At 72.8% G+C, this 13741-nt stretch carries 10 protein-coding genes; 7 read left to right on the plus strand and 3 right to left on the minus strand.

From position 1 onward, the window contains the following. Positions 1–296 precede the first annotated feature (296 nt). Positions 297–857, minus strand: a complete 561-nt coding sequence (locus tag IH54_RS0101690; RefSeq protein ID WP_159011603.1) for a GNAT family N-acetyltransferase — start codon at positions 855–857, stop codon at positions 297–299. Between the two features lie 459 nt (positions 858–1316). Between IH54_RS0101690 and glgA the strand changes: the two genes are divergently transcribed. Together glgA and glgC are read left to right on the plus strand one after the other, a co-directional pair. After that, positions 1317–2492, plus strand: a complete 1176-nt coding sequence (gene glgA, locus IH54_RS0101695; protein WP_031512305.1) for a glycogen synthase — start codon at positions 1317–1319, stop codon at positions 2490–2492. Positions 2493–2536: 44 nt separating this feature from the next. After that, the gene (gene glgC, locus IH54_RS0101700) at positions 2537–3754 is read left to right on the plus strand and encodes a glucose-1-phosphate adenylyltransferase (protein WP_031512306.1); all 1218 of its coding nucleotides are present in this window, start codon (positions 2537–2539) and stop codon (positions 3752–3754) included. Positions 3755–3809: 55 nt separating this feature from the next. Here glgC and IH54_RS0101705 read toward each other — a convergent pair whose 3' ends face one another. Next, entirely contained in the window at positions 3810–6899 is a 3090-nt protein-coding gene (locus tag IH54_RS0101705; protein ID WP_063762146.1) for a GH92 family glycosyl hydrolase, read from the minus strand. 377 nt (positions 6900–7276) lie between these two features. Between IH54_RS0101705 and IH54_RS0101710 the strand changes: the two genes are divergently transcribed. From IH54_RS0101710 to IH54_RS0101725, 4 genes are all read left to right on the plus strand, one after another. Continuing rightward, entirely contained in the window at positions 7277–8071 is a 795-nt protein-coding gene (locus tag IH54_RS0101710; RefSeq protein WP_043179413.1) for an ATP-binding cassette domain-containing protein, read from the plus strand. Next, a complete protein-coding gene (locus IH54_RS0101715; protein ID WP_031512310.1) occupies positions 8068–9117 on the plus strand; it encodes an ABC transporter permease in 1050 nt (349 codons plus the stop codon). Before IH54_RS0101710 ends, IH54_RS0101715 begins: the two co-directional genes overlap by 4 nt. Positions 9118–9200: 83 nt before the next feature. Then, the gene (locus IH54_RS0101720; RefSeq protein WP_031512311.1) at positions 9201–10187 is read left to right on the plus strand and encodes an ABC transporter substrate-binding protein; all 987 of its coding nucleotides are present in this window, start codon (positions 9201–9203) and stop codon (positions 10185–10187) included. Between the two features lie 177 nt (positions 10188–10364). After that, positions 10365–11372, plus strand: a complete 1008-nt coding sequence (locus IH54_RS0101725) for a LacI family DNA-binding transcriptional regulator (RefSeq protein ID WP_234343313.1) — start codon at positions 10365–10367, stop codon at positions 11370–11372. Positions 11373–11427: 55 nt separating this feature from the next. Here the strand turns inward: IH54_RS0101725 and IH54_RS0101730 are convergent, their stop codons facing one another. Next, complete coding sequence (locus IH54_RS0101730) at positions 11428–12267, minus strand: aldo/keto reductase (RefSeq protein WP_031512313.1); 840 nt, start codon at positions 12265–12267, stop codon at positions 11428–11430. A gap of 373 nt (positions 12268–12640) precedes the next feature. Here IH54_RS0101730 and IH54_RS0101735 point away from each other — a divergent pair, with 373 nt between their 5' ends. After that, complete coding sequence (locus IH54_RS0101735; RefSeq protein WP_031512315.1) at positions 12641–13684, plus strand: LacI family DNA-binding transcriptional regulator; 1044 nt, start codon at positions 12641–12643, stop codon at positions 13682–13684. Positions 13685–13741: the final 57 nt, after the last annotated feature.

The following is a 13741-nucleotide window of genomic DNA, read 5'->3' on the forward strand; positions in this document are numbered from 1 at the left end:
GTACAGAAGCCCCTGCTTAACCGGTTGAGGTCGATGGGAAGGGGTGGAGCGGCCGGGCGTATCCGGAAGTGCGGCGCCGCCGGAGGGCGCCGGCCGTCCCGATTATGACGACATGGGAGGAAAGATCGGAACGGCCGGAATCGCCGGAAAGATCGGGTAGGTCGGATCTGTGCGGTTATTACCGCGGTCCGGCGCAGGTCAGCGCTCGGCGCCGCCGCTGCCGGCGGGTCGGCTGCGGCCCGGGTCGGTTGTGCAGCCACCCTTGCGGCAGTTCACGTCGGGGCAGGACATGGTGGTCACCTCTTCTCTGCGAGGTCGTCGGGCACACAGTCGAACAGCAGCTTGTCCACCCGCCTGCCGTGCCACAGGGCGGCGTTGCGCAGCCGTCCGGCGGCCCGGAATCCCGCCTTCACGTAGGCGTTCACCGCGGGGGTGTGGGGGGCGGGCACCTGGAGCCACACCGAGTTCAGCGACGCGATGGCGAACGCCCACTCCAGGGTCAGGGCGGTGGCCTCGGCCGCGTATCCCCGGCCGCGCTGCTCCGGGGCGATCACCAGGATGAATTCTGCGTTGTTGACGGACTGGTCGACGCTGAGCGCGGCCGTGCCGACCGGTGTCGCGCTCCGCGTGTGGAGGACTTCGAAGAGCTGGTAGTGAGCCGACGTGTGGGCGGAGTGGAAGCGCGCCTGGAAGACCTCCCAGGACACCGGCCAGCGGGCACCGAAGCCGACGACGGTCGCCGGGTCCGTCTCCCACCGGTGGTATTCCTGCATCAACTCTTCCCTCGCCAGAGCCAGTGCCAACCGGCTGCCGGCGCGCAGCGGTAGTGGTGCGGTCGGTGTGGTGTCGGTCGTCACGTCCTGTCTCTCCTACGTGTGCCCGTGCTACGGGGGTTGCAGCCGTCCATAAAGCGTCAATCCGGCGGACCCTGGTGCGGACCAGATCCGGCGAACTGTACGTGTGTGCGGGCGTTGTGTGCTTAGCCCACGCACCGCGGCGGTCGCGCAACGCGACCGGTGCGCACGGACGGTCGTACCGCACGGCTCAGCAGCCGCTGCCGTCGTCTGACACCCCATCACCTGTCACCGCGGTGTGTGACACCTTGCGAACCGGTTCACATGCCGGGCTCCGGACAGCCCGTGAAGGCGTGGCCGAAACCCGTACCCCCCGCCGCCCGCCACACCGGGGCGCCCGGCCGCGGTAGCGGGGCGCGGATCGGGGGAAGGGACAGGGCACGGAAGGGGCCGGGTACGGGCGGGGCCGCCGCGCGGCGCCGCGCGGCGGCCGGCCCAGGAGCGTAGGAGCGGGAGGCACCGGTGAAGGTCGGGCTGCTGACCCGGGAGTATCCGCCGGAGGTCTACGGCGGTGCCGGGGTGCACGTGGAGTTCCTCGCCAGGCAGTTGCGCGCGCTGGCCGACGTCGAGGTGCACTGCTGGGGCGATGCGCTGGAAGGCGACCGGGACGCCGGGGTGGTCAGGCACCGCGCCCCGGCGTCCCTGGACGGCGCCAACGATGCGCTGCGCACCTTCGGCATCGACCTGGCCATGGCCGCCGGGCTGCAGGGCCGCGACCTGCTGCACTCGCACACCTGGTACGCGGGGCTCGCCGGTCACCTCGGCAAGCTGCTGCACGGCGTGCCGCACGTCGTCACCGCCCACTCGCTGGAGCCGCTGCGGCCGTGGAAGGCCGAGCAGCTCGGCGGCGGCTACGCCCTGTCGAGCTGGGCGGAGCGGACCGCGATGGAGTCCGCGGACGCGGTGGTCGCGGTGTCCGACGGGATGCGCCGCGACATCCTGTCCTGCTACCCCGCGCTCGACCCCGACCGCGTCCACGTCATCCGCAACGGCATCGACACCGGCGCCTACCGGCCCGACGAGCGCACCGACGTCCTGCGCCGCATCGGCGTCGACCCGGCGCGGCCGTACGTGCTCTTCGTCGGCCGCATCACCCGGCAGAAGGGCGTACCGCACCTGCTGCGCGCGGCCCGGGCGCTGGACCCCGCGGTGCAGCTCGTGCTGTGCGCCGGCGCGCCCGACACGCCCGCGCTCGACCGGGAGTTCCGCGCGCTGTTCGACGAGCTGAACGCGGTGCGCGACGGGGTGCACTGGATCCCGGCGATGCTGCCGCGCCCGGCGGTGGTGCAGCTGCTCAGCCACGCCACGGTCTTCGCCTGCCCGTCGGTCTACGAGCCGCTGGGCATCGTCAACCTGGAGGCGATGGCGTGCGGCACCGCGGTGGTCGCCTCGGCCGTCGGCGGCATCCCGGAGGTCGTCGAGCACGGCGCCACCGGGCTGCTGGTGCCCTATGACGAGCAGCGGCCGGAGGAGTTCGAGGCAGGCCTCGCGGCTGCGCTCGGCGAGCTGACCGCCGACCCCGCGCGGGCCGCCGCGCTCGGCGCGGCCGGCCGCGAGCGCGCGGTCGGGGAGTTCGGCTGGGACACCGTCGCCCGCCGGACCGCCGACCTGTACGGGCAGGTGCTGGACGCCGCGTAGCGCCAGGCGATGCGGCAGGCGGAAGACGACCCAAGGGGGACGCGATGCGCGGTGGACCTTCGGTGCTCGGCATAGTGCTGGCGGGCGGCGCCGGGAAGCGGCTGATGCCGCTGACCGCCGACCGCGCCAAGCCGGCGGTGACCTTCGGCGGCACGTACCGCCTGGTGGACTTCGTGCTGTCCAACCTCGTCAACGGCGAGGTCATGCGGATCTGCGTGCTGACGCAGTACAAGTCGCACTCACTGGACCGCCATGTGACCACCACCTGGCGGATGTCCAGCCTGCTGGGCAACTACGTGACGCCGGTGCCCGCGCAGCAGCGGCTCGGACCGCGCTGGTACCTGGGCAGCGCCGACGCGATCCTGCAGTCGCTCAACCTGGTGTACGACGAGCAGCCCGACTACATCGCCGTCTTCGGCGCCGACCACGTCTACCGCATGGACCCGCGGCAGATGCTCGCCCAGCACCTGGAGCACGGCGCGGGCGTCACCGTCGCCGGCATCCGGGTGCCGCGCGCCGACGCGCCGTCCTTCGGGGTCATCACGCCCGCCGCGGACGGGATCGCGGTGGAGCGCTTCCTGGAGAAGCCCGCCGACCCGCCAGGCCTGCCCGGCGACCCGGACCGGGTGTTCGCCTCGATGGGCAACTACCTCTTCACCACCAAGACGCTCGTCGACGCGCTGCACGCGGACGCCGAGGACCCGCAGTCCGTGCACGACATGGGCGGCAGCATCCTGCCCCGGCTGACCGCGGCCGGCGTGGCGCAGGTCTACGACTTCGACACCAACCACGTGCCCGGCGAGACCGCCCGCGACCACGGCTACTGGCGCGACGTCGGCACCCTGGACGCCTACTACGACGCCCACATGGACCTGATCTCCGACCAGCCGGCCTTCAATCTGGACAACCGCAAGTGGCCGATCTACACGCACCCCGGCCAGCTGGCGCCCGCGAAGATCGCCGCGGGCGGCATCGTGGGGGAGTCGGTGATCAGCCCCGGCTGCGTGATCCGCGGCCAGGTCACCCGCTCGGTGCTGTCGCCCGGTGTGGTGGTGGACGCGGGGGCGGTGGTGCAGGGCTCGGTGCTGCACGACGCGGTCCGGGTGGGCCGCGGCGCGATCGTGCGCGGGGCGGTGCTGGACAAGAACGTCGACGTGCCGCCGGGCGCCGTGATCGGCGTGAACCCCGACCGCGACCGCGAGCTGTACACGGTGTCCGCGGGCGGGGTCATCGCGCTGGGGAAGGGGCAGCGGGTGGGATGACGGCCTCGGCTGCCGGGGCGGGGGCGCGGCCGCGCCCCCGCCCCTCAGCGGGCGGTCAGCTCACCGACCACTGCTGGTTGGCGCCGCCGTTGCACGTCCACACGTCCAACTGCGTGCCGTTGGCGGAGTTCGAGCCCGGGACGTCCAGGCACTTGTCCGCCGCCGCGTTCACCAGCTGGGTGCCGCTGACCGTCCACTTCTGGGCGTTGCTGCCGTTGCACTCCCACAGCTGCACCAGGGTGCCGTCGGCGGTGCCGCTGCTCGCGTCGTCCAGGCACTTGCCGAGGGAACGGACCGTGCTGTCGGTGCCCACCGTCCAGGACTGCGCGTCGGTGCCGTTGCAGTCGTAGAGCTGGACGTGGGTGCCGTTGGCGGTGCCGGAGTTGGCGACGTCGACGCACTTGCCGGCCAGGCCGGTGATGGCGTGCGGGACCGCGGCGCCGCCGGACTTGCCGAAGACCTGGAATTCGTAGATCCGCGCCGCCGTGTCGCCGCCGGTGTTGGTGGGCGCCGAGACCGCCAGTCTGACGTAGCGGGCCTGCCGCGGGGCGATGGCGTGGAAGGTGCGGCTGGCGCGCGAGCCGGTGACGTTCGCCGCGAGCGACCAGGTGCTGTTGTCGGTGCTGGTGAGGATCTGGAAGGCGGCGGTGTTCCACGAGGTGTTCTCGCCGCCGAGGCCCGCGTGCTCGACCGCGAAGGAGCCGACGGTCTGGGCCGACCCGAGGTCCACGGTCAGGGTCGGGTCGGCGTCCTTGGAGCACCACTTGCTGTTGTTCTTGAGCGAGCCGTCGACCGCCTTGTCCGCCGACTCCGTGCTCGCGCACGGCGTGGATCCGGTGGCCGCCTTGCCCAGGGCCAGGTCGGGGCCGGTGTCCGGGGCTGCCGGGAGCGGCGTCGCGCCGTCCTGGAAGGAGGGCGGGACGTCGCCCGCGCCGGTGCCCCAGCTCGCGCTCGGGGCGCCGCCCATGGTGTAGTCGAGCGTGGCGCCGCCGGACACGTCCGGGTAGCGCAGCCAGCTGTGCGTGGTGGCCGCGCCGTTGACCTTCAGGCCCTGGACGTAGCCGCCGCTGCCGGAGGAGTTGACGGTGATGTCGCCCGCGGCCCGCTTGACCACCACGGAGGGGAACTGCGGGCCGTTGACGGCCAGGGTGTCCGCGCCGGGCGTGACCGGGTACATCCCGAGCGCCGCCCAGACGTACCACGCCGAGGTGGCGCCCAGGTCGTCGTTGCCGGGTAGGCCGCCCGCGCCGGTCGTGAAGGACTCGGTCATCACCTTGCGCACCGCGTCCGCCGCGCCCGCCGGGTCGCGTGCGAAGTCGTACGCCCACGGCACGCCGTGCTCGGGCTCGTTGCCGATGTAGTAGTACGGCAGGCTCTGGCCCGCGTTGACCTGCGTGAAGTGGTGGTCCAGGCGCTGCGCCGCGGTCGCCGGGCCACCCATCGCGTTGATCAGGTCGGCGTAGTCGTACGGCACCATCCAGGTGTACTGCGCCGCGTTGCCCTCGGTGAAGTTCGACTGGCCGGCGGGCAGCAGCGGCCAGGGCCAGCTGCCGTCGGAGTTGCGCGGCTGGACGTAGCCGGAGTCGGGGCCGAAGGTGTTGCGCCACCACTGGGCGCGGGTCATGTGGGTGGTGTAGCTGGAGGTGTTGCCCATCGCCTTGGCGAACTGCGCGACCGCGAAGTCCGACGCGCTGTACTCCAGCGAGTCCGAGGGCGCGGTCAGGTAGTGCTGGCTGGTGTACGGTCCCTGGTTGCCGCGGATCGGCGAGCCCTGCGCGGTGCCGCCGTTGGAGGCCTTCTCCATCAGCGACAGCGCGGCCGAGGTGTCGAAGTTGCGCGCGCCGAACGCGTACATGCTGCCGACCACGATCGGGCCGGGGTCGCCGGTCATCACGAAGTCCTCGTTCGTCTCCTGCGACCACTTGGGCAGCAGGCCGCCCTGCTGGCCGTCCAGCACCATCGAGTTGGCGATGTCGGAGGCCTCGTCCGGGGCGATGAGCGCGACGAGCGCCGCCCACGAGCGGTAGATGTCCCAGCCGGAGTAGTTCTGGTAGACCGGGCGGGAGGAGTTGTGCACCGCCCCGTCGAAGCCGCGGTAGTCGCCGCCCACGTCGCTGGAGATGTTGGGGCTCTGGAAGACGTGGTAAAGCGCCGTGTAGAACTTCTTCAGGTTCTCCGCGGAGCCGCCGGTGACCTGCGCGCGGCCGAGCATCCCGTTCCACGCGGCCGAGGTGGCGGCGCGGGTGGCGTCGAAGTTCCAGCCGTTGTTCTCCGCGGTGAGGTCGGCCTGGGCGTTGGCCACGCTCACGTAGCTCAGGCCGATCTTGGCCTGCACGGTCTGGCTGCCGGTGGTGTCGAAGGTGACGTACGCGCCGGTGTTGGTGCCCGACGTCGACGTCGAACCTGCCGAGACCGTACCGCCGTTCCAGGTGCCGTAGCCGCTCGGGGCGCGGTCGAAGCGGATGTCGAAGTAGATCTGGTAGGTCTTCGACGAGCCGCAGAAGCCGCCCGCGGTGATGCTGCCGGTCAGCTCCGAACCGCTGATCCGCACCGATCCGCTGCGGTTGCCCGTCGCGCTGCGGCTGGTGTTGACCAGCAGGCCCGCGCCGGTCGTCGAGGGGTACGTCAGCCGCGCCATGCCGGTGCGGGTGGTGGCGGTCAGCTCCACGCCGGTGGCGTACTTGTCGAGCCGGTTCTTGTAGTAGCCGGGCGAGGCCGACTCGTTGGCCTTGGTGTACGCCGACGCGTAGCTCGTCCAGTTGCTGCCCGGGGAGGTGCCGACCGAGCCGGTGAACGGCATCAGCGGCAGGTCCTCGTTGTTGGGGCAGCCCGCTCCGTCGAAGTGGGTGAGGCTGAAGTCCTCCACCGAGGTGTCGGAGTAGCGGTACCCGGACGGCGACGCGGTGGGCGTGTCGGGGCTGAACTGCACGCCGCCGAACGGCGCCACCGCGCCCGGGTAGGTGCTGCCGCCGGCGCCGCCGCCGACCGGGTTGGGGGCGTTGCTGTCGTCGGTGCCCACGAACGGGTCGACGTAGCCGGTGTAGTCGGTCGCCGCCTGGGCGGCCGGTGCGGCGGTGAGGCCGCCGATGCCGAGAACGGCGAGTAACAGGGCGCCGGCGGCGCCCGCTGTTCTGCTGCGTAACACGGGAGGGAGCACGGGGGACCACCTTCTCGTGGCGGCGGCCGGCCGTGACGGCGCACGGCCCGGCAGCCTCTTGGGCACTGTGGGGGGCTCACGGACGAGCGGGACGTCCGGCACGCGGGGCGACCCGCGGCGGCGATGACGTGGGCCGCGGGGCGCCGTTGATGTGAACGTTACCAAGCCGGAGTGCATCGTGCGGCGCGGCTGACGGCATGTCAATACCCCGCGGCGCGGGGGTATTCCGTATCGACCACCGCAAGGGCGCGGACGAGACGGATGCGTGCGCGGCGTCTTGACATGTCATGATCACGATCGCACAATCCCGGCACGCCTGCGAACGTTACCAAGCACCGTGCACCACGACACCGGGGGAATCGCCGATGGCAGAACCGCTCCTGGAAGCACGCCGGTTGACCAAGAGATTCGGCCATGTCACCGCGCTCGGCGAGGCCGACTTCACCGCCTACCCCGGCGAGGTCGTCGCCCTGATCGGCGACAACGGGGCCGGGAAGAGCAGCCTGGTCAAGGCGCTGTCGGGGGCCGTCACCCCGGACAGCGGCGAGATCCTCGTCGAGGGCCGCCCGGTGCGGTTGGAGAGCCCGCTGGACGCCCGCCGGCACGGCATCGAGACCGTCTACCAGGACCTCGCGCTCGCCCCCGACCTCGACGCGGCCGCCAACCTGCACCTCGGCCGGGAGATCTACCGCGGCGGACTCCTCGGCCGTCTCAAGGTCCTCGACAGCGCGGCCATGCGCCGCTCCGCGGTCAAGGCCTTCGCCGAGCTGGGCGTCGACCTCAAGGACGTCGGCGCCCCCGTCGCGACCCTGTCCGGCGGGCAGCGGCAGTCCGTCGCCGTCGCCCGCGCGGTGGCCTTCGCGCACCGGATCATCTTCATGGACGAGCCGACCGCCGCCCTCGGCGTCGTGCAGCGCGGCCGCGTCCTCGACACCGTCCGGCGCGTCCGCGACCGCGGTATCTGCGTCGTGATCGTCAGTCACAACATGCCCGAAGTGCTGTCCGTCGCCGACCGGATCGAGGTGCTGCGGCTCGGCCGCCGGGTCGCCCGCTTCCCCGCCGCCGGGACCAGCGTGGAGGACCTCGTCGGCGCCATGACCGGCGCCCTGGACACGGCCGGCGGCCCCGCTGCCGGCCGCGGAGAGGACGGCCCCCGGTGACCGCCCAGGCCCCCGCCCCCGCCAAGGACGGGCAGCGGAAGGCTGCCCGCGGCCCCGCCGTGCCCCCGTGGCTGCGGCGGCTCGCGCGCGCCAACGAGTCCTGGACCTTCGGCGTGCTCGCGCTGCTCGTCGCCTTCTTCACCGCAGCCCGGCCCAGTACCTTCCTGACCCGCTACGACGTCACCCAGATCGCCACCAACGCCGCCATCTACCTGGTGCTCGGCGTCGGAATGACCTACGTCGTCATCGTCGCCGGCATCGACCTGTCCGTCGGCTCGGTGCTCGTGCTCTCCGCCGTGCTGTCCGCCGAGTACACCATCCACCACGGCGGCGCCGGCGCCGGCTGGGGGACCGTCGCCGTCAGCACCCTCATCGCGCTCGTCACCGGCCTGGTCTGGGGCGCCCTGCAGGGCTGGCTGGTCGCCAAGGCGAAGGTCCCGCCGCTCATCGTCACCCTCGGCGGCTTCGGCGCCGCCCTCGGCGTCGCCCAGATCATCACCGGCGGCCAGGACCCGGCCGGCGCCGTCTCCGGCAAGCTCCAGCGCACCATCGGCTTCGGCAAGCTCTTCGGCCAGATCCCCTGGCTGGTCGTCATCGCCTTCGCCACCACCCTCGTCTTCGGCCTCGTCCTGGCCTTCACCCGCTTCGGCCGCTACACCTACGCCATCGGCTCCAACCCGGAATCCGCCCGGCGCGTCGGCATCGACGTCGACGCGCACCTGGTCAAGGTCTACGCCCTGGTCGGACTGCTGTCCGGCCTGGGCAGCGTGATGTGGCTGGCCTACTTCGGCAGCACCTCCATCGCCGGGCACTCCACCGACAACCTGAAGGTCATCACTGCCGTCGTGCTCGGCGGCGCCAGCCTCTTCGGCGGCCGCGGCTCCGTGCTCGGCACCGTCATCGGCGTCTTCATCCCCGCGGTCCTCAGCACCGGGCTGATCATCATGGACGTCCAGCAGTACTGGCAGGACGTCGCCATCGGCGTCGTCCTCGTCGCGGCCGTCTACGTGGACCAGCTCCGCCGCCGCGGCACCGACCGCCGCTGACCCGCGCGCCCGCCGCCCCGGTCGCCGCGTCCCGCGCGCTCCTCCGCAAGGCCCACCCTCGTACCCACGAAAGGCCGCCCGCCATGCGCCAGTCCAGAAGAACCGTCCGGATCGCCGGCTGCTGCGCCGTGCTCGCCCTGACCGCCGCCACCACCGCAGCCTGCGGCGGCGACTCCGGCGGCGGCTCGGGCTCGCACTCCCTCGAACTCGTCACCGGCGTCAAGAGCGACCCCTTTTACATCACCATGGCCTGCGCCGCCCAGCAGGAGGCCAGGAAGCGCGGCGTGAAGCTCACCGTCAACGGCTCCGCGCAGTGGGACGTGTCCGTGCAGCGCCCGATCATCGACTCGGTCGCCGCGACCCACCCCGACGGACTGCTGATCTCCCCGGTCGACACCGCCGCCCTCACCCCCGCCCTCCAGCAGATGCAGGGCGCCGGCACCAAGATCGTGCTGGTGGACACCGACGTCAGCGACTCCTCCGTCGGCGTCTCCCGCATCTCCTCCGACAACGAGGCGGGCGGCCGCACCGCCGCCAAGGCGCTCGCCCAGCTCATGGGCGACAAGGGCTCGGCGATCGTCATCAGCGTCAAGCCGGGGGTGTCCACCACCGACGCCCGTATCAAGGGCTTCACCGACGAGATGAAGCAGAACCATCCCGGCATCACCCTGCTGCCGGTGCTCTACGACAACGACCTGCCCGCCACCGCCGCCTCGCAGATCCAGTCCACCCTCGCCGCGCACCCCGACCTCGGCGGGGTCTTCGCCGGCAACACCAACACCGCCCAGGGCATCTCCACCGGCCTCCAGGCCGCGGGCCGGCAGGGCAAGGTCAAGGTGGCCGCCTTCGACGCCGAGCCGGACGAGATCACCTCGCTGACCAGCGGCACCCTCGACGTGCTGGTCGCCCAGGACCCCGGCGCGATCGGTCGGCAGGGCGTCGACCAGGCGCTCGCCGCGATCGACAAGAAGCAGGTCACCGCGCACATCGGCACCGACATGGTCGCCATCACCAAGGCCAACATGAACCAGCCCGGCATCAGGAAGTACTACTACCAGGCGGCCTGCTGACGCCGGCCCCGCACCGGCGGCCCCCGCGGGACGGGCCGCCGGGGACGGGCGGCGGCGCGCGCGAGTCGGCCCCGGGCCGGGCCGTACGGGAGCCCGCGCGGGCCCGGCGACGGCCTGCGGCGGCCGCCCTGCCATCATCGACGCACCAGCCGGCCAGGCACAGCGACGAGGAGGCCCGTGAACCGCCCGACGATGAAGGACGTCGCCCGCGCGGCCGGCGTGAGCCCCATGACGGTCTCCCGGGTGGTGTCCGGCGCGCCCGGTGTCGCCCCCGAGACCGCCGCCCGCGTCGGCCAGGCGGTACGCAGACTCGGCTACCAGCGCGACGACAACGCCCGCAGCCTGCGCCAGAAGAACCTCGGCACCTCCACCATCGGCCTGGTCGTCGACGACCTCGCCAACCCCTTCTACGCACTGATGGCCCGTTCGGTCGAGGACGAGGCCCACCGCCGCGGCCACGTCGTCCTCGTCGGCAGCACCAACGACGAGCCGCAGCGCGAGCGCGAGGTCATCGCCGCCTTCACCGCCCGCAGGGTGGACGGCCTGATACTCGTCCCCACCAGCGGCAGCCACGCCTTCCTCAAGCGCCCGATGGACGGCGGCACCCAGGTGGTCTGCGTCGACCGGCCCGCCAGGGGGCTGGCCGTGGACACCGTCACCGTCGACAACCGGGCCGCCGCCGGACGCGCCGTCACCCATCTGCTCGGCCACGGCCACACCCGCATCGCCTACCTCGGCGACCGCTACGACATCTGGACCCAGGCCGAGCGGCACACCGGCTACCGCGACGCGCTCGCCGCCCACGGCATACCCGAGGACCCGGCCCTCGTCCGGCACGAGCTGCGCTCGCAGCCGCAGGCCCGCGCCGCGCTCGACGCGCTGCGCACCCTTCCCGACCCGCCCACCGCCGTCTTCACCAGCAACGACGTGATCACCCTCGGCGTCCTGGACGCCCTCGGCGACCCGGCGCCGCTCGCCCTGGTCGGCTTCGACGACCTGCCGCTCGCCGAGCGGCTGACCCCGCCGCTGACCGTCGTCAGCCAGGACCCGGTCGCCCTCGGCGGCACCGCGGCCAACCTGCTCTTCTCGCGCATCGCCGGTGACCGCTCCGCGCCGCGCTCGGTCGTGCTGCTGACCCGGTTCGTGGTCCGCGGCTCCGGCGGGCCGCTGCCCGCCGGAGCCTGAGCGCTCTCCCGGCGGGCGGGTCCGGGCCGGTGTGTCCCCGCCGGTGGCCGGGGCGTCAGTCGTCGGGCACCCAGTTGAAGGTGTCCGGGTCCGGTCCGGTGCGCTCGCCACGGTCCAGGGCGGTGATCGCCGCCATGTCGTCCGGGGTCAGGTCGAAGTCGAAGATCCGGAAGTTCTCCGCCACCCGGGCCGGGGTCACCGACTTGGGGAAGACGATGTCGCCGCGCTGGATGTGCCAGCGCAGGGTCACCTGCGCGGGCGTGCGCCCCAGCCGCTCGCCGATCGAGGTGATCACCGGGTCGGCCAGCACCTTGCCCTGCGCGATGGGCGACCACGCCTCGGTCGCGATGCCGTGGGCGGTGTCGTAGGCGCGGACGTCGTCCTGGGTCAGGTAGGGGTGGATCTCGATCTGGTTGACCGCCGGGACGGTGGAGGAGGTCTGCGCCAGCCGCTCCAGGTGGTGCGGGTTGAAGTTGGACACCCCGATCGCCTTGGCGCGGCCGGAGGCGTAGATCTCCTCCAGTGCGTGCCAGGTCTCGGTGAAGTCGCCGATCCCGGGCAGCGGCCAGTGGATGAGGAAGAGGTCGAGGTAGCTGAAGCCGAGGTCGTCCAGCGAGCGGGCGAAGGCGGTGAGGGCGGCGTCGTGGGCGTGGTAGCCGTTGTTGAGCTTGCTGGTGACGAAGACGTCGCCGCGCGCCAGCCCGGACTCCCGGACGGCGGTGCCGACCTCCTTCTCGTTGCCGTACATCTCGGCGGTGTCGATGTGCCGGTAACCGCTCTCCAAGGCGGTGAGCACCGCTTGCCGGGTGTCGTCGGGCGGGATCTGGAAGACCCCGAAGCCGAGTTGGGGGATCGAGGTGCCGTTGCTGAGGGTGAGGCTGGGGATGTGCGTCATGGATACGGTCCCTTGCTCCCCCCGCTTTCCTGGACGTCCTGGTATGTGCCGGGCCGGTATGTTCCGGTTCGTGCCGGCCCCGGGGCCGTCGGTGCCCGGCGGCGACGGCCGGGGGCCCGGCCGGATTCCTCTTCCGGGCGGCTGCCCGGTCCGCCGGAGGTCATGCCTGTGCGTGCGGGCAACCCCCGGGAGAGCGCTCTCGCAGGGGGTCACGACCCGATACGCTGTGGCCCTGCCCGGCCGTCGGCGCACCGCCCGCCCGTGTCGCGCCCCCGCACGTGCCCCTGCCGTCCGCCGCCGACCCCTCTGGCCCCCGACCCGTTCCCCCGCCCCCCCGCAGCCCCGCCGTCTGCCGCGCGAAGGAGTCCTCCCGTTGTCCGAGCCGCCCGCCGCCGCCCGCCCCACGCTGGAAGCCGTCGCGGCCGTGGCCGGGGTGTCGCGGGCCACGGTCTCCCGGGTGGTCAACGGGGGAGCGGGGGTGCGCAGCCCGCTCGCGGAGCGCGTCCGCGCAGCGGTCGACGAACTGGGGTACGTGCCCAACCGGGCCGCCCGCACCCTGGTGACCCGGCGCAACGGGGCCATCGCGGTGGTGGTCGCCGAGCCGGAGTCGCGGTTCTTCACCGATCCGTTCTTCGCCCAGCAGGTGCGCGGCATCAGCCGTGAGCTGTCCGCCCACGACAACCAGCTGTTGCTGCTGCTGACCGGCGGCGCCGCCGACCGCGAGCGGGTCGGCCGGTATCTGACCGGCGGGCACGTGGACGGCGCGCTGATCTTCTCGCTGCACGCCGACGACTCGCTGCCCGCCCTCGCCCGCAAGGCGGGCGTGCCCACCGTGATCGGCGGGCGCCCCACCTGGCCCGATCCCGGCGCGCGGAGCCGCACCCTCTACGTCGACTGCGACAACCGCGGCGGCGCGCGGGACGCCGTGCGGCGGCTGCTGGGGATCGGCCGGCGGCGCATCGGGCACATAGCCGGGCCGCTCGACCAGCCCGCCTCCGTCGACCGCCTCGACGGCTTCCGCGACGTGGCTCCCGACAGCGGGCCCGCGCTGGTCGCCGAGGGCGACTTCACGCCCGAGGGCGGTGCGCGCGCGATGGAGCAGCTGCTGGAGCGCTCTCCCGACCTTGACGGCGTCTTCGCCGCCTCCGACGTCATGGCTTCGGGCGCGCTGCGGGTGCTGCGGGCCCGCGGGCTGCGGGTGCCGGAGGACGTCGCGGTGGTCGGCTTCGACGACATGGTCTCGGTCGCCGAGTGGACCGACCCGCCGCTGACCACCGTCCGGCAGGACATCGAGGAGATGGGCCGCCTCATGGCCCAGCTGCTGCTGCGGACCCTGGAGCTCCAGGACAGCCCGGACGGCACCGCCGCCGCGCCGATCATCACCCCGACCCGCCTGGTCCTCCGCGCCTCGGCCTGAGCGCGCTGTGCGGCTGCTGTCTCTTATACACATCTCCGAGCCCACGAGACAGGCAGA

The organism is Streptomyces sp. NRRL F-5123 (genome assembly GCF_000721495.1).
Taxonomy (GTDB): Bacteria; Actinomycetota; Actinomycetes; order Streptomycetales; family Streptomycetaceae; genus Actinacidiphila.

Excerpts from the sequence above, each read along its gene's own strand:
- IH54_RS0101710 (WP_043179413.1), top strand. The coding sequence starts at position 7,277 with ATGGCAGAACCGCTCCTGGAAGCACGCCGGTTGACCAAGAGATTCGGC.
- IH54_RS0101730 (WP_031512313.1), bottom strand. The coding sequence starts at position 12,267 with ATGACGCACATCCCCAGCCTCACCCTCAGCAACGGCACCTCGATCCCC.
- IH54_RS0101720 (WP_031512311.1), top strand. The coding sequence starts at position 9,201 with ATGCGCCAGTCCAGAAGAACCGTCCGGATCGCCGGCTGCTGCGCCGTG.
- glgC (WP_031512306.1), top strand. The coding sequence starts at position 2,537 with ATGCGCGGTGGACCTTCGGTGCTCGGCATAGTGCTGGCGGGCGGCGCC.